This window comes from Cohaesibacter sp. ES.047 (genome assembly GCF_900215505.1).
Lineage (GTDB): Bacteria > Pseudomonadota > Alphaproteobacteria > Rhizobiales > Cohaesibacteraceae > Cohaesibacter.
The window spans coordinates 2,562,661-2,581,451 of sequence record NZ_LT907844.1 but is presented as its reverse complement, the minus strand read 5'-3'; the positions used below and the strand labels follow the sequence as shown (position 1 = coordinate 2,581,451).

The 18,791-nt window shown below is 55.5% G+C and carries 18 protein-coding genes; 16 read left to right on the top strand and 2 right to left on the bottom strand.

The window, feature by feature from the left end:
- Positions 1-48: 48 nt before the first annotated feature.
- The 3 genes from CPH65_RS11770 (at position 49) to CPH65_RS11760 (ending at position 2,452) form a co-directional block, all read left to right on the top strand.
- Positions 49-1,542: a sigma-54 dependent transcriptional regulator gene (locus CPH65_RS11770; RefSeq protein WP_096173642.1), complete on the top strand. Its 1,494-nt coding sequence runs from the start codon at positions 49-51 to the stop codon at positions 1,540-1,542.
- A gap of 150 nt (positions 1,543-1,692) precedes the next feature.
- On the top strand, positions 1,693-1,959 hold the full coding sequence (locus tag CPH65_RS11765) for a hypothetical protein (protein ID WP_096173641.1): 267 nt from the start codon (positions 1,693-1,695) through the stop codon (positions 1,957-1,959).
- A 10-nt stretch (positions 1,960-1,969) separates the two neighbouring features.
- A complete protein-coding gene (locus tag CPH65_RS11760) occupies positions 1,970-2,452 on the top strand; it encodes a GNAT family N-acetyltransferase (protein WP_096173640.1) in 483 nt (160 codons plus the stop codon).
- Between the two features lie 103 nt (positions 2,453-2,555).
- Here CPH65_RS11760 and CPH65_RS11755 read toward each other — a convergent pair whose 3' ends face one another.
- The gene (locus CPH65_RS11755; protein ID WP_096173639.1) at positions 2,556-3,239 is read right to left on the bottom strand and encodes an EF-hand domain-containing protein; all 684 of its coding nucleotides are present in this window, start codon (positions 3,237-3,239) and stop codon (positions 2,556-2,558) included.
- A gap of 426 nt (positions 3,240-3,665) precedes the next feature.
- Here CPH65_RS11755 and CPH65_RS11750 point away from each other — a divergent pair, with 426 nt between their 5' ends.
- The 9 genes from CPH65_RS11750 to CPH65_RS11705 all read left to right on the top strand — a co-directional run bounded on the left by CPH65_RS11750 (position 3,666) and on the right by CPH65_RS11705 (position 15,622).
- A complete protein-coding gene (locus CPH65_RS11750) occupies positions 3,666-4,433 on the top strand; it encodes a response regulator (protein ID WP_096173638.1) in 768 nt (255 codons plus the stop codon).
- A gap of 1 nt (position 4,434) precedes the next feature.
- Complete coding sequence (locus CPH65_RS11745) at positions 4,435-6,033, top strand: ATP-binding protein (RefSeq protein WP_096173637.1); 1,599 nt, start codon at positions 4,435-4,437, stop codon at positions 6,031-6,033.
- Between the two features lie 238 nt (positions 6,034-6,271).
- Positions 6,272-6,793: a GNAT family N-acetyltransferase gene (locus CPH65_RS11740; protein ID WP_157747650.1), complete on the top strand. Its 522-nt coding sequence runs from the start codon at positions 6,272-6,274 to the stop codon at positions 6,791-6,793.
- 109 nt (positions 6,794-6,902) lie between these two features.
- Entirely contained in the window at positions 6,903-8,168 is a 1,266-nt protein-coding gene (locus tag CPH65_RS11735) for a SulP family inorganic anion transporter (protein ID WP_096176376.1), read from the top strand.
- Between the two features lie 6 nt (positions 8,169-8,174).
- Positions 8,175-8,759 (top strand): AAA family ATPase, encoded by a 585-nt coding sequence (locus CPH65_RS11730; RefSeq protein WP_096173635.1) that lies wholly within the window; start codon positions 8,175-8,177, stop codon positions 8,757-8,759.
- 335 nt (positions 8,760-9,094) lie between these two features.
- Positions 9,095-9,382, top strand: a complete 288-nt coding sequence (gene groES / locus CPH65_RS11725) for a co-chaperone GroES (protein ID WP_096173634.1) — start codon at positions 9,095-9,097, stop codon at positions 9,380-9,382.
- 63 nt (positions 9,383-9,445) lie between these two features.
- A complete protein-coding gene (gene groL / locus CPH65_RS11720; RefSeq protein ID WP_096173633.1) occupies positions 9,446-11,098 on the top strand; it encodes a chaperonin GroEL in 1,653 nt (550 codons plus the stop codon).
- A gap of 905 nt (positions 11,099-12,003) precedes the next feature.
- Positions 12,004-13,650, top strand: coding sequence for an EAL domain-containing protein (locus tag CPH65_RS11710; RefSeq protein ID WP_096173631.1), 1,647 nt, complete (start codon positions 12,004-12,006; stop codon positions 13,648-13,650).
- 487 nt (positions 13,651-14,137) lie between these two features.
- Positions 14,138-15,622 carry a PAS domain-containing methyl-accepting chemotaxis protein gene (locus tag CPH65_RS11705; protein ID WP_096173630.1) on the top strand — a complete coding sequence of 495 codons (1,485 nt, stop codon included), beginning with the start codon at positions 14,138-14,140 and terminating at the stop codon, positions 15,620-15,622.
- 365 nt (positions 15,623-15,987) lie between these two features.
- On the opposite strand, the gene CPH65_RS11700 is transcribed toward CPH65_RS11705, so the two are convergent.
- Complete coding sequence (locus CPH65_RS11700) at positions 15,988-16,197, bottom strand: SlyX family protein (protein WP_096173629.1); 210 nt, start codon at positions 16,195-16,197, stop codon at positions 15,988-15,990.
- A 183-nt stretch (positions 16,198-16,380) separates the two neighbouring features.
- Between CPH65_RS11700 and CPH65_RS11695 the strand changes: the two genes are divergently transcribed.
- From CPH65_RS11695 to CPH65_RS11680, 4 genes are all read left to right on the top strand, one after another.
- On the top strand, positions 16,381-16,884 hold the full coding sequence (locus CPH65_RS11695) for an Rrf2 family transcriptional regulator (RefSeq protein WP_157747649.1): 504 nt from the start codon (positions 16,381-16,383) through the stop codon (positions 16,882-16,884).
- 136 nt (positions 16,885-17,020) lie between these two features.
- The gene (locus CPH65_RS11690) at positions 17,021-17,509 is read left to right on the top strand and encodes a phage regulatory CII family protein (protein ID WP_096173627.1); all 489 of its coding nucleotides are present in this window, start codon (positions 17,021-17,023) and stop codon (positions 17,507-17,509) included.
- A 201-nt stretch (positions 17,510-17,710) separates the two neighbouring features.
- Positions 17,711-18,442, top strand: a complete 732-nt coding sequence (locus CPH65_RS11685; RefSeq protein ID WP_096173626.1) for a hypothetical protein — start codon at positions 17,711-17,713, stop codon at positions 18,440-18,442.
- Between the two features lie 6 nt (positions 18,443-18,448).
- The gene (locus tag CPH65_RS11680) at positions 18,449-18,733 is read left to right on the top strand and encodes a hypothetical protein (RefSeq protein WP_096173625.1); all 285 of its coding nucleotides are present in this window, start codon (positions 18,449-18,451) and stop codon (positions 18,731-18,733) included.
- Positions 18,734-18,791 lie beyond the last annotated feature (58 nt).

Genomic DNA, 18,791 nt, shown 5'->3' with positions numbered 1-18,791 from the left:
TGAGCAACATGTCTCGGTAAGCAGTATTTTTTGAAAGGCGCCTTCATCATGAATTCAGGACACGCGGATGCCAATTCAATCCGCATTGCAGTTGTCAGTTCTGACCCCGCCTTCCGCCGCATGATCAGCGACCAGTTGTCAGGCACTCTCGAGTCCAAGCTGCAGCGCGGCTGTGACTTCCAGATCTTTGACGGCAAAGTCCCTGCGAGCTTTCTGATGGAGCCTGCGTGCGCCCTCATCACCTTTGAGGAAGACGAAGAGCTGAAGGTCCTGTCGCGCCTTGCCAGCCGCCATCCCAACATGCTGTTGCTGGCGCTGAGTGAAAATGGCTCGGTGTCGCGCGCCGTTGCCTCCATGCAGGCCGGGGCTCATGATTTTGTTGCGCGCCCTGTTTCAGCCGATGCTTTGGCCAACCGCCTCAGTGATCTGCTTGTTCATCACCGCCCTGCCCCTCATGCCGATCCGGTGGCGAGCGTGGCCTCGCCGAAGCCCGGCCACGCGACAGCCGAGATTCTGACGCGCGGTGAGGATATCGTGGCTGAGGAAGATGTGATCAAGGATTTCGAAGGCTTCATCGGCAATTCCCCTGCCATGCAGGGGGTCTATGACCAGATCATGCGGGTCTCCGCATCAAGGGCGCCGGTGTTCATCACAGGCGAATCCGGCACGGGCAAGGAAGTCTGCGCGCAGGCCCTGCATGCCCGCTCCAGCCGCGGCTCGGGCTCCTTTATCGCCATCAACTGCAGCGCCATCCCCAAGGATCTGATGGAATCAGAGCTGTTCGGCCACATGCGCGGCGCCTTTACCGGCGCGACCGAAGACCGCAAGGGCGCAGCCGAAATGGCCGATGGTGGCACATTGTTCCTTGACGAGATTGGCGAAATGCCGCTTGACCTTCAGGCCAAACTGTTGCGGCTCATCCAGACTGGCAGCCTCAGGCGCGTTGGCGGCAGCAAGGAAATCTCGCTCGACATCCGCTTTGTGGCGGCGACAAACCGGGATCCTCTGGAAGAGGTCCGCGCAGGGCGTTTCCGTGAAGATCTGTTCTACCGCATGCATGTGCTGCCGATCCACCTGCCGCCCCTGCGCGAGCGTGTCGGAGATATCATGCCTCTCGCCCGCTCTTTCCTGTCGCAATATGCGCTCGAGGAAAGCAAGGGCTTCAAACTCTTCTCGCTTGAGGCAGAAAGCATGCTCAAGGCCTATCGCTGGCCGGGCAATGTCAGGCAGTTGCAGAACATCATTCGCCGGCTAACGGTGATGTATGATGGCAGCGTGGTCGAAGTGGAACATCTGCCGGACCTTCTGGGCGATGACACCTTTTATGACAGCGACCTCAACGAGGCCATCAGCAATCTGCGCAATGTCGGACAAATCATGGCGTCCCACATCGAGCCATTCTGGAAACAGGAAAAGCAGATCATCGAAGGGGCGCTGAACCATTTTGATGGCAACATCTCCCGCGCTGCTGCCGCGCTCGAAATCAGCCCTTCGACGATTTATCGCAAACGCATGAGCTGGGCGCAGAAAGAAGCGGTCTAGCTCCGTCCTCCACGTTCTATCCTTTTTCTCGCCGTGCTGTTTTCTTTTGAACAGTGGCCGTGCACCGATCTTCTCTCGACAGATGCGATCTGGCTCAGTATGACAGATCCAGTATCAAGGAGCGACAAGTCTCCCAGAAGAGGTGTTTTCATGATCCTGATTGTACGGGGACGGGCGAGCGAAGCCCCCAAACCGCCACAGACCAAGCCGCAGCGCCGCAATTTCATGGTCGCGGTTGAATGCGCGTCAACGGCCGATGCAGACGAAAAAGCAACGGCATTCATGAAGGCTGGCGGTTACGACTTCATTTCCGTCATTGGCCACTTGCGGGTGACCGGCGATCTGAAGGATCCAGTCATCGCTGATATGGTGGACAAGGCGCGCCGCAACGGTATCGGCGCTGCGATTTATCGTTAGGCTTTCACTGATGAGCTATTCTCTTATTCGTCCGGCCACGGATGACGACGGTCCGGCCATCAAGGCTCTGATCGCCACCATTTTCAAAGATTATGACCATTGCTTCTTCGCCGAAGAGGAGTTCCCCGAGCTTGAGCACCCGCAAAGCTATTACGCTGCGCTTGGTGGCCAGATGTGGGTGGCAGAACAGGGCGGTGAGATCGTGGGCTGTCTTGCCGTCGGGGAGACAACGGTCGAGGGCCTGTTCGAGCTGTTCAAGGTCTATGTTGCCAAGTCGGCGCGCGGTCAGGGCCTCGCCTGGTCGATGTACAATCTGGCAACGGATCTGATCGACGAAAGAGGCGGCAAAGCGATCAGGCTTTGGACCGACACCCGTTTTGTCGAAGGCCATGCCTTCTATGACAAAATCGGCTTTGAGCGCGTGCCTGTGGTGCGCTTTCTGGGCGATGTCTCGGACACTTGGGAATATTGCTACCGGCTTGATGCAAACTAGCCGCGTGCGCTCATGCAAATGAGCATTTCCGAGACCATGTGATCTCGGAAATGCTTCAAACACATGATACTGAGCGTTCAGTTATCAAAAGAGAGCTGAACTTTTAATTCTGGCTGTCAGGTGCGGTCTGATCCGGTGCCTGCGGAGCCGGGGACTGCTGCTGATTGAAGCAGCCGCGCTGGGACCAGCCACGCTGATTGTTCTGGCCCATGGTGTTGCCCTGAAACTGGCGCCCCATGCCGGGTCCGAAGTGATGGCCGCGAGGCCCACCGCGCTTGTTCATCATGCCACGGTTCGGACGATCGGATTTGTCGATCTTGCCATCGTCATTGCGATCCATGCGACCGAACATGAAGGTCGCCGGTTGCTGAATTTCTTCAAGGGTTACCTTGCCACTGCCATCGCGGTCCATCCGCTGAAAGGCGCGAACCATCGCCTGCTGGGTGATCTTTTGCCATTCGGTCTTGAATTCTTCAAGGGTGATCGCATTGTCGCCGTCGGTGTCATTGTCCTTGATCTTGGCTTCAAGCCCTGTGGTCAGTTCCTCTTTGGTCAAGGTGCCGTCCTTGTCGGCATCAAGCGCCATGAACATTCCCCGCGGGCCCATCATGCCTTTGCCGCCACGCCCTTTAAAGCCGTGCCCCATGAAGCCTTGGCCCATATAGCCCTGCCCCATGTTCGGGCCGCGTTCAAACCCGCGTGCCGTTGCGTTGTCGATGGTCAGCGCAGTTGCGGATACACCACCGATCAGGGCAATTGCCAGGGTGATTTTGCTCAGGTTTTTCATCTCTTTGTTCCTCTATCAAACTGTGCCAATTTCTCATTGGCGGCGGGCCCGTCAGGCCGCAAGGGTCAGGTGACTGGCCTTCCGTATCCCGGGGCCGGTTGGGTGTCGGCGGGTGACCTGTAGAGAGGTTTTTGCCCTGCCGATGAAGTGAAGATAGGGGGTATTTGTCGCGAATCTATCCCGGGAAACGGCGATTTTGTCGCACTCTGTATCGCCATGAGAACTGGTTACACAGGGTTACAATTTACCGCAATTCCGCTCCCGAAAACGCGTTATTCTGTCTTGGTCATCGTAATTTTCGTGTTATCTGAAGAAGAACGAAGCAAATGGTGACACAGATCTATCCGGGTTGATCGGGATCTTGTCATCCCTGACAGCAATTGCTGGCACGGTCCGGTTTGACAGGATGCAATGGAGAGAATGGCAATGGAACAGTCGGTTCATATTCTGGTGGTGGATGATCATCAAGATATCCGCGAACTCTTGTCCAAGTATCTTTCCAAGAACGGCTTTCGTGTCAGCGACGCGGATGGTGGCACCAAGATGCGGCAGGTTCTCAAAACAGCTGCCATTGATCTCATCGTGCTTGACGTGATGATGCCGGGAGAAGATGGCCTGACACTCTGCCGGTATGTTCGCGAGAACGAGAATATTCCAGTCATCCTCCTGACTGCGCTTGGCGAGGAAACCGACCGGATCGTCGGCCTTGAGATCGGCGCCGATGATTATCTGTCCAAGCCATTCAATCCACGCGAACTGCTGGCGCGCATCAAGTCCGTTCTGCGGCGCAGCAAATCCTTGCCGCCGGAAGCCCAGAAGACCGAAGAGCCTGATGTCCTTAAATTCGAGGACTGGGAGCTGCATGTGCATCAGCGCGAGCTGCTCAGCCCAAAAGGCGTCACCGTGCCGCTCAGCGCTGCGGACTATCGTCTGCTTGTCACCTTCCTGAAACGCCCGACGATGGTGCTGTCGCGAGACCAGCTTCTGGACCTCACCTCAGGCCGCACCGCGCAGATCTTTGATCGATCCATCGACAATCAGGTCTCTCGTCTGCGCAAGAAGATCGAGGAAGATCCCAAGACCCCCAAGCTGATCAAGACCGTGCGCGGTGGAGGCTATGTCTTCACAGGCAAGGTGACCGGCAAGGTCTCATCCAGCGACCTCGACATATCTGATCTGGGAGACGCGCTTTAGCATGCCAGATGCCTCTCCCGCCCCAGACGCCTCCCCCAACAAGGATAAAAAGGGCCGGAAGGCCACTCCGTTCTGGCGTCGTTTGCGGCTGTGGCCGCTGTCGCTAGCAGGACAGCTTGTTGCGGCCCTGTTGATCGCGCTGGTCATTGCACAGGTGATTACGATCTTCATCTTTGCCAACGAGCGCTCTCAGGTTGCGGTCATGACCTATCGCGGACAGGTGCTTGATCGCACAGCATCCTTGGTGCGGGTGCTGAACCAGACCGATGAGAGCGTCCATGCCCGGGTCATTCAGGCTGCGGGTGGCCAGACCGTTCTCTACTCGATCCGGGACGAGACCCCGCTTTCCGTACCAAAGGCAGGAACGCTGGAAGCAGCTCTGGCGGGCAAACTGGAGTACCGCGCAGGCCTTGCCCACGGAACGGTTCGGATCAGCGACATTGATGAAAGCCTGTTCTGGCGTCGGCGCGACAATCGCCAGAATGACGCCCCCCCCAGAGCAATGCCGCCCCCAGGCGCAATGATGTCCAGTGACATGCCGCCCAATCCGGACCGGCGCCGCTTCATGCATGAACGGGATGATCGCAGAGGCTGGGGCCGCCGCTGGCGGGAGCAAAACCCCAACCGAGCACCGATGCGCGGACGGTTCCGCAATCCCAAACTCGAAGAACTCGACATGACCCTTGCCATCCCGCTCGACAATGGCAAATGGCTTCAAGTGCGCACCGGTTTGCCAACCCTACCGGACCAATGGGGACGGCCGTTTCTGATTTCACTCGCGATGACTGCTCTTTTGATCCTGTTGGTCGTGCTGTTCACGGTCCGACGCCTGACGGCCCCGTTGCGCGATCTCGAGCGCGCATCGCGCAAGCTGGGCAGAGGCGAAACCATCGAACCGCTCAAGGAAGCTGGCCCCAAGGAAGTGCGCAACACGATTTCCGCCTTCAATGCCATGCAGGAACGCCTGATGCGCTTCGTTCAGGACCGAACGCGCATGCTTGCTGCGGTCAGTCACGATCTGCGCACACCCATCACGACCATGCGCCTCAGGGCAGAATTCGTTGATGACGAGGAAATGCGTGACAAGATTCTGGCGACCCTTGACGAAATGCAGGCCATGACCGATGCGGTTCTTGCCTTCACCCGCGAGGACGCGACCAACGAGAAAACCCGCGAGGTTGATATCGCGGCCATGTTGTCGTCGCTTGAGGAGGATTATCAGGATCTGGGCAAGGAAGTCTGCTTCCAAGGGCCGGACAGTCTGGTCTATCCCTGCCGGGCGGTGAGCCTGAAACGGGCGTTGTGCAATCTCATCGAGAATGCCCTGCGGTATGCAGGGGACGCCAAAATCAGTCTGTCAAAAGACGCGCACGGCATCCACATCAGAATCATGGACAGCGGACCGGGCATTCCCGCAGCCAAGCTGGAGGAAGTTTTCTCTCCCTTCTATCGCGTTGAAGGATCGCGGAACAAGGAAACCGGCGGCGTCGGTCTTGGCCTCTCCATCACCCGGACGATCATTCGCAGTCACGGCGGCGATGTGACGCTTACCAACCGGCCCGAAGGCGGCCTTGAAGCGATCATCAGCCTGCCGCGATAGCAATCGACACGCTCAGAACGCCATCCATCCACCTTGGGAGGGCGCTTGCGGCCGCGCGCTGCCACCGACTTCGTTGGATGGCGATAGGATCGTCATAATCCTGTCATCAAATGGACGCCATAACCATCAATAGCCCAACAGACCCAGTATAGCCGGCTCCCGCCGGATGACGGATTTGCCCTCATCCTTGCAATGGCAGCGGAACGAAAGAGCCGGGCACAAGACAAAGGATAGCTTTATGGCGATCTCATTCCGGCTGGCAAAAGCCCAGCAATTACAGGAAATCCGCGCCCTTTACCTGAAAAACATGGCCTATATCGGCGAACGCATGGGAGTTGGTCAGCCAGCCCATGCTTTCTCTCACCTCGACCAGTTTCTCGCCAACCGCAATCTCTATGTGGCGACAAATGAGGACGGAACGGCAATTGGTGCGGCCGCCATGAGTGAAGTCGACAATGCGCTCTACCTCGATTATCTCGTGATCGGGAAAGACTGGCAGCGTCAAGGGGTTGGGTGTTTCATCCTGTCGGAGCTTGAGCTTATCGCGGAATCGCGGGAATTGCCGTTTCTCAGACTGCATACCCCCGAGGTGATGACCGAGCTCGTCGACTACTACAACGTCAGAGGCTTCACCGAGACCCACCGGGCTGAGCCAGACCACGGGCGCGACAAGATCCTGCGGGTCTATTTCCAGAAGGCGATTTCCGGCAGCGATCTACGCATGGATCCCGAGCACGAACATGATCGCCTGCTCGCCTGAGAAGCAGGCGGCATCCTTCAGACGCATAGGAGCTTTGACCAACGCAGGGCTTGAGACCTCGTCCCAAAGGACGTAATCAATGGCCTTTCTCCTCTTTCGGCAAGTTCCCATGCGTCAACCCAAGATCATTCTCACCTCTCGCGACTATTCCCTTTCGCTTTTCACATCAGACGTGCTTGCAGGCATCACCGTGGCCATGGTCGCGCTGCCTCTCAGTCTGGCGATCGCCATCGCCTCGGGCGCCGATCCCGCGAAAGGGCTCGTGACCGCCATCGTTGGCGGATTTTTCATTTCGCTGCTTGGTGGCAGCAGGGTGCAGATTGGTGGGCCGACCGGTGCTTTCATCGTTGTCGTGTTCGATGTCATCAGCACTCATGGTTACGATGGTCTGGTGCTGGCGAGCCTGATGGCGGGCATAATCCTTCTTGTGGCGGGTTATTTCCGGGTTGGCCGTCTGATCCAATTCATCCCCGATGCCGTCGTCAACGGCTTCACGATCGGCATCGGCATTATCATCGCGACCAGCCAGATCAAGGATTTCGTGGGGATCAATCTTGCCTCAGAGCCCGCGGATTTCATCGACAAGGTGCCTGCCCTCATCGCAGCCAGCGATACCGCCAGTCTGGCGGCGATTGCGATTGCGATGACCACCCTCGTGATGATCGTGCTTTTGCGCCGCACCTTTCCGCGCTTCCCCGGTCTGGTGGTTGCCATCGCGGTTGGATCGCTGCTCGTGGCGTTCCTTTCGCTTGATGTGGATACCATCGGATCGCGTTTTGGCGAGCTGCCGCGCACGCTGCCCTGGCCGCAAGTTCCCGAGATTACCCTTGATCGGATCACCGAGCTGTTTCCTTCAGCCCTGATCATCGCCTTTCTGGCAGGGGTCGAGTCGCTCTTGTCCGCGCTGGTCGCAGACCGGATGATCAACGGCAATCACCGTCCCAATGCCGAGCTTATGGCGCAAGGCGCGGCCAACATCGCATCGGCTTTGATGACCGGCCTTCCCGCAACTGGCGCTATCGCCCGAACGGCAACCAACGTGAAAGCCGGAGGGAAAACCCCCGTGGCGGGCATCGTCCATACGCTGGTCATCCTCCTCGTGATGCTCGTTGCCGCCCCGCTCGCCGGTCATCTGGCGATGCCTGCCCTTGCTGCCCTTTTGATGCTGACCGCGTGGAACATGTGCGAGGTGCACAAATGGGGTGAGTATCTCAAAGGACGACGGAGCGACCTCGTTCTGCTTCTGTTGACGCTCAGCCTCACGGTTCTTGTGGATCTGACCGTCGCGATCGGCGTCGGTGTGTCGGTAGGGCTTGCATTGCGTCTGTCTCGGAGGAAAGCTGTCGATAGTGACTGGCACACTCCGGAGCGCTGATATCTGATGGTTTCCTCTTCCCTGCCCCGCCTCATCCTCACCGGCCCGGAAAGTTCGGGCAAAACAATTCTGGCGCAGGCATTGGTGGAGACACTCGATGGCATTCTTGCGCCGGAATATCTACGGGACTATTTCGAGGTGCGAGGGGAATTGACGCTCGAGGATGCCATTCCCATCGCACAAGGCCAGTGGGCCAATGAAGAACGCGCAGGCGACATCGCGCAGGCAGAAGACAAATTGCTGATTTGCGACACTGACCTGATTTCATCCCTCGTGTATTCTTGCCATTATTACGAAGACGAGCTCAACACACCGCTTTGGGCGCAGTGGGAACAGTGGGCAGAGAGCCACAAGAAACGTCTCAAATCGCCGCCCTTCGCGCCCCGTCTTTATGTTCTTTGCGGAACGGATTGCCCTTGGGTGCCCGATGGTCAGCGCGACGCACCGGAGAACAGGGAGCACTTTCTCCGTCTGTTCGAGTGCGAATTGAAGGCTCAAGGGTGTGACTATATCACCGTGTGGGGTTCGGTGGAGGAACGACTGAGCGCTGTGCTGTTCCATCTCGTTCAGAACCATCTCAAACGCGGCTGAGCGCCACCTATCGCTCGCTCACCCCTCCCTCAAATCCGACAATCTAAAGGGTATCGCGTTTGATTTTTGCGCTAAAACCGAGGGCTGGCGCGATGCGGAAGGGCTCCTGCTACCAAATGGGCAGAAAAAATTGTCGCTTTTTTCGATCGTTTTCTTGACTTGCCTGTACGTCGTGACTACATGAAAGTCCGTCGTTGGCACTCACCAATAGAGAGTGCTAACAGGCTTGTAAATCGAGGAGCAGACCGCTCGGATGCCGCTGTATAAGATAGGGGCATTATACGCCCTTGTCGAGGGTCCGACGGCTGCATAACAGACAAGGGAACGTTTCAGAGATGAAATTCCGTCCTCTGCATGACCGCGTCGTCGTACGCCGCGTAAAATCCGAAGAGAAAACCGCTGGTGGCATCATCATTCCTGATACCGCCAAAGAAAAGCCGAGCGAAGGCGAAATCGTTGCTGTTGGCAACGGTGCTCGTGACGAAGCTGGCAACCTGGTCGCGCTGGAAGTTAAAGCGGGCGACCGTGTTCTGTTCGGCAAATGGTCCGGCACCGAAGTCAAAATCGACGGTGAAGACCTGCTGATCATGAAAGAGTCCGACATCATGGGCATCCTGGGCTAAGCGCCAGGAAAACCCGTCGAACCGCCTCTTATAGACAAGTACTAGATTTCAGGAAGAGCTAACATGGCTGCTAAAGAAGTCAAATTTGGTCCCGACGCCCGCGAGAAAATGCTGCGCGGCGTGGACATTCTGGCTAACGCTGTAAAAGTCACCTTGGGCCCGAAAGGCCGCAACGTGGTGATTGAAAAATCCTTCGGCGCACCGCGCATCACCAAAGATGGTGTTTCCGTTGCCAAGGAAATCGAACTTGAAGACAAGTTCGAAAACATGGGCGCACAGATGGTGCGTGAAGTTGCGTCCAAAACCAACGACATCGCTGGTGACGGCACGACCACTGCTACCGTTCTGGCGCAGGCTATCGTTCGCGAAGGCCACAAGTTCGTTGCTGCTGGCATGAACCCGATGGACCTGAAGCGCGGCATTGATATCGCTGTTGCCGAGACCCACAAGGCGCTCGAAGCTTCCTCCAAAACGATCAACTCTTCTGAAGAAGTTGCTCAGGTTGGCACCATCTCCGCTAACGGCGAAGCCGAAATCGGCCAGATGATCGCTGATGCGATGCAGAAAGTTGGCAACGAAGGTGTTATCACCGTAGAGGAAGCCAAGTCTCTGGAAACCGAGCTGGAAGTCGTTGAAGGCATGCAGTTCGACCGTGGTTACCTGTCTCCGTACTTCGTAACCAACACCGAGAAAATGATCGCTGATCTGGAAGATCCGTACATCCTGCTGCACGAGAAGAAACTCTCCAACCTGCAGACGATGCTTCCGATCCTTGAAGCCGTTGTTCAGTCTTCCCGTCCGCTGCTCATCATAGCAGAAGACATCGAAGGCGAAGCGCTTGCTACGCTCGTTGTCAACAAACTGCGCGGCGGCCTGAAAATTGCTGCTGTCAAAGCTCCTGGCTTCGGCGATCGCCGCAAAGCCATGCTCGAAGACATTGCTGTCCTGACCGGCGGCACCGTGATCTCCGAAGACGTTGGCATCAAACTCGAAAGCGTTACCCTCGACATGCTGGGTACTGCCAAGAAGGTCAACATCACCAAAGAGACCACCACGATCGTTGATGGTGCTGGCGCAAAAGACGGCATCGAAGCCCGCGTTGCACAGATCAAAGCTCAGATCGAGGAAACCTCTTCTGACTATGACCGTGAAAAACTTCAGGAACGTCTGGCGAAACTCGCTGGCGGTGTTGCTGTTATCCGCGTTGGCGGTGCAACCGAAGTTGAAGTGAAAGAACGCAAAGACCGCGTTGACGACGCCCTGAACGCAACCCGCGCTGCTGTTGAAGCCGGTATTGTTCCTGGTGGTGGCACCGCCCTTCTGCGCGCAACCACGGCTGTCGAGAAACTCACCTCTGACAACCCTGACATTGAAGCTGGCATCAAGATCGTTCTTCATGCCCTCAAATCTCCTATCCGCCAGATCGCCGAAAACGCTGGTGTTGAAGGCTCGATCGTTGTCAACAAAGTTCTGGAAGGCGACGAGTCCCTTGGCTTCGACGCTCAGACAGAAAGCTATGTCAACATGATCGAAGCTGGCATCATCGACCCGACCAAAGTGGTTCGCACTGCTCTGCAGGATGCAGCCTCTATCGCTGGTCTGATGATCACCACCGAAGCCATGGTCGCTGATGCACCGTCTAAAGATGGCGGCGCTCCTGCAATGCCTGATATGGGTGGCATGGGCGGCATGGGCGGCATGGGCGGCATGATGTAAGTCATACCCCAGCTACTTTGCTGAGATTAGGGCAGTCCATAGCGGGCTGCCCTTTTTTTGTTGCGCCCATGCTTCTCGCTTGGTCGCGCGTCCTCGCGGCGGAGCCGCTGCGGGCGTGTCATTGTCTGATTTGCGCGTCCTCGGGGCTAACGCCCCTGCGGGCGTCGCGGGGTGGCGGCATGATGTAAGTCATACCCCAGCCACCTTGCTGAGATTAGGGCAATCCATCGTGGGCTGCCTTTTTTGTTGCGCCCATGCCTTAAGGCCTGAGCGTCCTCGCGGCAGAGCATGAATGCACGCTTCCCTGCTGCTGAATCTGATGCATTGAGGCTTCTCCCGGCTGCCCAGATCATAGTGTCACCGCTCGCGCTAGCATTGATGCTGGCGGGCGTCTGAAGATCTGCCTGCGGGGCGATGAGTTGAACATCAGCATCTGGAAAGTCGCTATCGAGACTTGCAATATGCCCGGACCGTGGATGATCTGACTGGCAAAGTGCGCGTTGGAGTCCTCTGGCCTGCCACCATTGGGCGAAGAGGCATCAATCATTGATGAAAATACAAACTATTTCCTCAACACACTATAAATCAAATTCAAAACGCAAACCCTGAATAAAGATCTTATCAAAAGGCGGGATATACATCTTCTCCATACGTTCTTCACAAAAGCCTCGCAGTTATCCAAAATTTTTTCTTTGCCTAGCCATACAGCTTCAGGTTTTGTTGCGATTTTTCACAATTCCATTTCTGTATGTTTTCGTTGGCATTTATGGATACTCGATGTATTTCCCTTCAACTGATAGTCGTTTACCCCGTCCGCAATGACACCTTATGCCACACGCTAATTAGTGAACATTAACTAATAGTAAGACATTCGCCTCATACTGTGCACCCTGAACGGAGGTGTCATGGGACTGTACAGTAGGCTCTCATTTCTTGTGAAGTACCCTAAGGCGGTGAATGCAACGCTGTTTGGTGTGGTTTTCGCTCTGCTTCTCATTGGTGCAGCAGCCATAGGGTCCATCCAGATTCTCAAGGGTCTGGACAAGCAGATGGACCGGGATCTTCGAAGCCTGAATGTGATCGGTGACAATATCGGCAGAACGGTTGCGAAACTTGAGATTCCGAGCACAATGGTGCCTTGCTCGAGCGCCTTTCAATCTTGGCTCGAGCGTATTGGCTTCCTTCCCGATGGTATTCACGAGATCATCTATGATGATGGAACCGTCTCATGTTCCGTAACAGAAGGCCTGCGCCATGCCGGATTGAAGCTCGGCGAGCCGGACATTATCGATCAAGCCAACGGCTACCAGCTTTGGCTCGACCGTGATTTGCAAATGTTGGGTCAAAACGGGCTGACAGGTACATTCTTTCGCAAGAACAGCTTTACTCTGGTTCTTCCCAGAATCGATCTGGAAGAGGCACTGACCACCTGGCATGAGCGGGAGATGCTCTCACCGATCAAGGATGGCAGCATGCGCCATCGGGCGGGGAAATTCGGTCTGAGCCATGGTTTAGAGCTGACAGCGCTCCCCGATTCCGGTTTTAGTCTGGAGAAGGCAAGCTTCTGGTCGTATAAGTGCAACTCCAATGACCTGATCTGCATATACTCGGTTGCGCCTATCGCAGACACCTTGTTCTCCTCAAGAGGAGCGCTTGTTCTGGTGGTTGCCATTTTGGGCGTTGTTGCCTTTATGCTGGCCAAGCTTCTTAGTAGACGCGTCATGCGCATCTGGTCGTTCCAGTCGCGGTTCATCCGCACCATGTCCTATGAAACGCTTGAATGCTTCTACCAGCCGCTCCTGTCTCTGGACACTGGCGAAATCGAAGGCGTCGAAGCGCTCGTGCGTTGGCGGGATACTGATGGCTCGCTTGTATTTCCTGACCGTTTTTTGCCGATTGTCGAGAAAAAGAGACTGACAAAGCAATTGACTGCGTGCGTCATCGCCAGAGCGATTGACGACCTTCGCACTATTGAGTTCTCCGTTGAAGTGCCCCGCGTGAATATCAACATCTTCCCGCAGGATTTTGAGGGCATCTGGCTAATCAAGGCCCTGTTGCCAATGATCGAGGCTCCGCGCAAGCTGCAGCCCGTGGTAGAGATCGTCGAGACGGCCAATCTGCCGCTAGAAGAAACCAAGGAAGCGGTTTCGCTTTTGAGAGCAAGCGGCATAGAGACCTATATCGATGACTTTGGCGTGGGCTACTCGAGCATCCACTATCTAAGCGCTCTGGGCGCTGATGGCGTAAAACTCGATCGCTCCTTTGCCATGGCCCCCGAAGGGAGCCTCAACAAGACAATGCTGTTCAGTGCTATCGAGATGATCAGCAAGACCGGCCTAAAGCTGGTTGTCGAGGGTGTCGAGGATCGTGACCGCCTGATGGAACTACGGGCCACCAACAAAGTGGACATCATTCAAGGCTATCTCATCAGCCCGCCCATGTCGCCTAAGCGTCTGCGTACGTTCCTTGCGGACTTCCAGATAGAACGGCTTCAAAACGTCACGCACACAACTCATGTGCATCCTGACATCAAGGCTGTCTTCAAAAAGTGACCGTGGCATCAATCCGATGTCAGGCCGTGCGTGCCGTCAAACATTGAGCCTGCCCTTTCTTTCCTTTCCGTAGTCGCAAGAAATGATCCGGCCAGTGCCGGACCGTAGAATGTCGTCTCGTGGAACCGATCAAGGTTTGAACCCGAGATTTCATTCACAGGTAAATCATCTTTTACAAAGCTATCCACCCTTGATTGACAATCCATCGATTGCACCCAAAAACCTCAGGAGGTCTTTACCAAGAATCTCCCGCCAGCATTGAATATCCACGCAGTTCTCCCGAATTCAGATAAACGATTGCAGCCTTTACGACCGCAACCAAGCTGCCATCCCTAATTTATATTTAATATTTATACGAGTATAACGCCATTCTTGAATACCTATATTTACCAATTCTTATTGTAGTCTAATTTTAGAAGATGGATTAAAAACTCGTTTACTAAGCATCGTCATACTGAGGTTCATACAGCATTAGTACGGAGTGGTCATGCTTGGTTTTAACTTTGGTGGTCCTGATGACACCGCACGTCTGGCAGCGCTCGGGCGCTCTTGGGCGATTATCGAATTCGATCTCGTCGGCACAATTCTGTGCGCCAATGACAATTTCTGCCAAGCTTTGGGCTACGCACAGAGTGAGATCGTGGGCAAACATCACAGCATGTTTGTATCCGATGAAGTACGCAACTCCTCTGACTATAAAGCCTTCTGGACCGCGCTTGGATGCGGCGAAGCGCAGAACGGTGAATACCTGCGCAAGAGCAAGGATGGCTCCGATGTCTGGATTCAGGCCTCCTACAGCGTGGTGACAAACAAAGTAGGCAAACCTGTCAGTGTGATCAAGATCGCGGCCGATATCACCGAGCAGAAACTGAATGCTCTGGCGGTGGCCGGACAGATTAACGCCATCGACCGGTCGCAGGCCGTGATTCATTTCAAGATGGATGGCACCGTCATTGAAGCCAACGAGAACTTCTGCGATGCTCTGGGGTATCGCCTTGATGAGATCGTCGGCAAGAACCACAGCATATTCATCGATGCAAACTTCAAAAACAGCCAGGGCTATCAGGCCTTTTGGGACAAGCTGCGAGCCGGTGAGTTTCACTCTGGCGAGTTCAAGCGTCTGGCAAAGGATGGAAGTGATGTTTGGATCCAGGCAACCTACAACCCGATCCTGGATGATAGCGGCCGGCCGATCCGTGTTGTCAAGTTCGCCACCGACATCACCGCCACCGTCGAAGAACGTCTTCGTCGCGCGCAAGTTCAACGCGACATCGATGCCGAACTGGATGATGTCGCCAATGCGGTGACACACACCAATGAACAAGCAGGCAGCGCAGCCAACGCGGCCATCGAAGCGTCATCGAGCGTACAGACAGTTGCCGCAGCTGCCGAAGAGCTCGTCGCCTCGATTGAGGAAATCAGCCGCCAGGTCTCTCATGCGACAGGTGTTTCCGAGCAGGCCGTGCAGGAGTCGATCCAGTCCGAAACCATCATGACCGGTCTGTCCGAGCATGCCCAGAGCATTGGTGAAGTCATCGAGCTGATCGATAGCATCGCCGCTCAGACCAATCTTCTGGCCCTCAATGCCACCATTGAAGCGGCGCGCGCCGGGGAAGCAGGCAAGGGCTTTGCAGTGGTCGCGGCCGAGGTCAAGGATCTGGCAGCTCAGACAACCAAAGCCACGGATAGCATCAGCTCGCGGATCAACTCGGTGCAAACTTCAACCAACAGCGCCGTGGCCGCCATCAACGAAATCCGTCAGGTGATCGAAAGCGTCAATCAGATCGCGCAGAGCATTGCTGCTGCCGTCGAAGAACAGTCGGCCGTTACACGGGACATTTCAGACAATATGCAGCAAGCGTCGCACGGTGTCGGAACCATCTCGTCAAACGTCGAAACGATTTCCAACATGACCGCACAGATGCAAGCCTCGACACAAAAAGTACGAGAAGCCTCAAAACTTCTCGCCTAACAAAAACAACAACATCACCACTCCTCCTCCTTGATGGCTGGATCTTCGGATCCGGCCTTTCTTTTTGGTGGGCGCAATGAAGGCTGGGATTAGCCGGGTGAGTGCGACGTTCTGACTTACCGGATTGTCGCAGTGGAACAGAGAACGGTTTCGCGCTATGATGATCTGATTATAAACCTGTCGCTTTGACAGGATGAGTTTGAGCACGAAATTGATGTTCAACTAACATGAGCGCTCCGGCCCTTTCGGGAGGCCGGTAGCGCTCGTATCTTATGCGCTGCCGCTTGTACATGTATGCTGCGCTGCTGAATGGCTAGCTACGGCTCTGGATAATCCGAGCCAGAGTATGGTCATGCTTTTGTCGATCAGTAATGCGGGGGCTTCTGATTGGCCGGAGGGCCGGTGTTTTCCTCCAGCTCCACCACCATATCACTGAGCCCCTTCAATTGCCGGGTCAGACGGTCGATGTGCTGCCATTGCTGAGACATCACTTCGGACAACTCGTCGATTGTCTTGGACTGATGTGTCACCTGGATCTCCAAATCGACGATCCGTTCTTCGAAGTCATTGCTCACAAGAGGTCTCCCTGAACTGCCTAAATTTTGGCCATAGTCGTTGATCCTATAGCAAACAAATGATCGATCACAGGCTTGGCGAGGATAATCATTCTAATCTTCTCATGAATTGACGCAGCTCAAGGTAATTTCCTTTGCAAATCAACAGGAATGTGTCCCGGGGGGCTAGCAGGAGAGCAACTTATGAGATTGGCAAAGGGCACCGATTACGCCTACCGCATTTTGATGCTGGTCGCGATAAACAAGGATCGCGACATGACGGTTGAATCTGTGTCGACCGCCTTGCGCCTGTCCCGCACCCATTGCATGAAGATTATCGCCAAACTGTCCAACGGCGGGTTTCTCAAGACCCAACGTGGTCGGGGTGGTGGGCTGGAACTCGGTCAGGAGCCATCGGACATTCGCATGGGCGATGTGGCCAAGGTAATGGAATCCGATTTCGGCTATGTCGAATGCCTTTGTCCGCGTTGCGATGATGAACCCAAGCCCGACTGCCCGATGTTTGGCGGCTGCGAGATGTCCCGCATCATGTCCCGCTCGGTGAAGCAGTTCGTCGCAAGCCTCAATGAACACTCCCTTGCCGACGTGCTTCGGCGGTCCAAGAATGCCCCCAATCTGATGATGCCGGACTGTCCTGATCCCCTTGATGAAAGCGATCTGGTGCTTTCTGATGAAAAGGCGCTCTAGCTCTCTCATCCCGACAGCATGTTCACGGGCGGGACGCGTACACCTGCCGTTTAGAATTTGTTTGCCTACAACCAAATTCAATGTATGGTTGTTTATACGATGAGTTGATCGCCTCAAGTACAAACAAGGGTTGACCATGTTAGACGATCTCGACGCACGCGACCGGGGAGAACAATTTGCGTTCCTGGTCAAGATGGCCATCAAGGCCAACAAAAGACACGACAATGCGTCTGTCGCGAAAAATATGGGGCTGAGCTATCATGCCTTTCATCAACGCCTTGATGGCAAAACCATTTTCTCTGCCGATGAAATCAGACGCCTGATTGCTTGCTTTCCCGATGCCGCAATCGTCAGCTATCTGCTGAGAGGCACGCGCTTTGTCGCCGCCGAGCGCATCACAGCAGGCCTTTCGGAAGAAGAGGAAGCAATCTATCAAGCTGCGCACAGGATCGTCTTTGAAGCCTCTGATGTGTTGCGCGTCGTGGATCAGGCACTGAACGACGGGCATATCTCGACCCGGGACGTTGTCACGATCAACGGCGAAATCGAGGAAGCAGAACGCAGTCTCGTTTCCCTCAAGGACTTTGTCGACACCCTCAAAGGGAGACACGTGACCAGAGCCTAGGCCTCTGGTGAAAAATACCCTCGTTTTCGAATACGTCTCACCCAACCAGACAGCTGATGCGACATATCGCGCCTGAACAGCTTAAAAATCTGGAGTCGAATTTAATCGATATCATCACCTGAAGTTGCCATCTATGGAGGTACCGAAGGCTTTTTGCAGCTTATCCGGTTACCCGTCCCAGCCAACCCATGGAGGTACTTCATGTTGTCGTCGCATGCCATTCAGGATCTCAGCCCAGCCAACCCTGCCCTTCTCAAAGTCCTGACGCCATCCATTGGTCCGTCCGGTGTTGAACTGGACTCATTTGTCCGCATGCCCGCTCTTGAAGGGCAGCTTTGTGACCTTGCCCACTCCCTGCTCGTTCGGGATATCGTCTTCGAATGTGAGGGCGAAGGCGCCATGGCACAATTGCCGTCCTTTCCGGCGGCGGTTCGCCAGGTCATCGGGACGGAGTTGATGAAGACCGCCTCGCGCGAAGCATTGGCTGGTCTGCCCTGTCCCTGGACACCGGCTTGCGGGTTGCATGTTTTCTTCAATGGGCAGTCCGGGATCGGAGCTACAGCCGATCTGTCGCGCCCCATGCTGCCGCCGCCTTGGTTGATCCGGAGCGAATCAACCGGTGCCAACAGCCTCAGAATCACGGTCCGCCTCTTTGGGTTGGGGCTCTTGTGGACTGGCGAACTCTCCGAGGCGACCCATCGCGCAATCGAGCATGGAATTCACATTGGTGATATTGGCCCCGTCTGTCAGGGCGTTCTGCACCGCTCCATCGAAGATATCTGGACCGGGGAACCGGACGATGCTTCCCAGACCGAATGCGCTCTGATCTCTTTCAACACCCCGTATCTAGCCAGCAGTACCAGCAATCCGGAGAAACCGGAAGCCGGGTTCCTTGCTGCCATGACGGACCGATGCGCCGCCATTGCCCGGTAGCACGGCATGCGTCTTGATGCAGACCGCAAAACCCTTGACCGGGCCATTGATCAGGCCAGTGTCGACGGCCGAGGACTGGGACAGATGGAGTGGAAGCGCACGCTGAGCCAGAAGGGCGGACAGAGCGTCACCATAAAAGGGCATATGGGGTTATTGCAGGTCAAACCAGGTCAAGGCGATTGCGAACCGCTGGTCCAGCTGCTGCATATCGGATCCCTGTTGCATGGTGGGGAACAGGTTGCATTCGGACTTGGGCGATACGATCTCATTCTCATGACGTCACGATCATAGAGCGGAGGAGGCTGGCTCTCCTAAACGCATCAACAGACCCGTGGGCCTGTACCAGGTT

Bases quoted from the DNA above. Each gene is read 5' to 3' on its own strand.
- CPH65_RS11770 (WP_096173642.1), top strand. From the start codon at position 49: ATGAATTCAGGACACGCGGATGCCAATTCAATCCGCATTGCAGTTGTC.
- CPH65_RS11765 (WP_096173641.1), top strand. From the start codon at position 1,693: ATGATCCTGATTGTACGGGGACGGGCGAGCGAAGCCCCCAAACCGCCA.
- CPH65_RS11760 (WP_096173640.1), top strand. From the start codon at position 1,970: ATGAGCTATTCTCTTATTCGTCCGGCCACGGATGACGACGGTCCGGCC.
- CPH65_RS11755 (WP_096173639.1), bottom strand. From the start codon at position 3,239: ATGAAAAACCTGAGCAAAATCACCCTGGCAATTGCCCTGATCGGTGGT.
- CPH65_RS11750 (WP_096173638.1), top strand. From the start codon at position 3,666: ATGGAACAGTCGGTTCATATTCTGGTGGTGGATGATCATCAAGATATC.
- CPH65_RS11745 (WP_096173637.1), top strand. From the start codon at position 4,435: ATGCCAGATGCCTCTCCCGCCCCAGACGCCTCCCCCAACAAGGATAAA.
- CPH65_RS11740 (WP_157747650.1), top strand. From the start codon at position 6,272: ATGGCGATCTCATTCCGGCTGGCAAAAGCCCAGCAATTACAGGAAATC.
- CPH65_RS11735 (WP_096176376.1), top strand. From the start codon at position 6,903: ATGCGTCAACCCAAGATCATTCTCACCTCTCGCGACTATTCCCTTTCG.
- CPH65_RS11730 (WP_096173635.1), top strand. From the start codon at position 8,175: ATGGTTTCCTCTTCCCTGCCCCGCCTCATCCTCACCGGCCCGGAAAGT.
- groES (WP_096173634.1), top strand. From the start codon at position 9,095: ATGAAATTCCGTCCTCTGCATGACCGCGTCGTCGTACGCCGCGTAAAA.
- groL (WP_096173633.1), top strand. From the start codon at position 9,446: ATGGCTGCTAAAGAAGTCAAATTTGGTCCCGACGCCCGCGAGAAAATG.
- CPH65_RS11710 (WP_096173631.1), top strand. From the start codon at position 12,004: ATGGGACTGTACAGTAGGCTCTCATTTCTTGTGAAGTACCCTAAGGCG.
- CPH65_RS11705 (WP_096173630.1), top strand. From the start codon at position 14,138: ATGCTTGGTTTTAACTTTGGTGGTCCTGATGACACCGCACGTCTGGCA.
- CPH65_RS11695 (WP_157747649.1), top strand. From the start codon at position 16,381: ATGAGATTGGCAAAGGGCACCGATTACGCCTACCGCATTTTGATGCTG.
- CPH65_RS11690 (WP_096173627.1), top strand. From the start codon at position 17,021: ATGTTAGACGATCTCGACGCACGCGACCGGGGAGAACAATTTGCGTTC.
- CPH65_RS11685 (WP_096173626.1), top strand. From the start codon at position 17,711: ATGTTGTCGTCGCATGCCATTCAGGATCTCAGCCCAGCCAACCCTGCC.
- CPH65_RS11680 (WP_096173625.1), top strand. From the start codon at position 18,449: ATGCGTCTTGATGCAGACCGCAAAACCCTTGACCGGGCCATTGATCAG.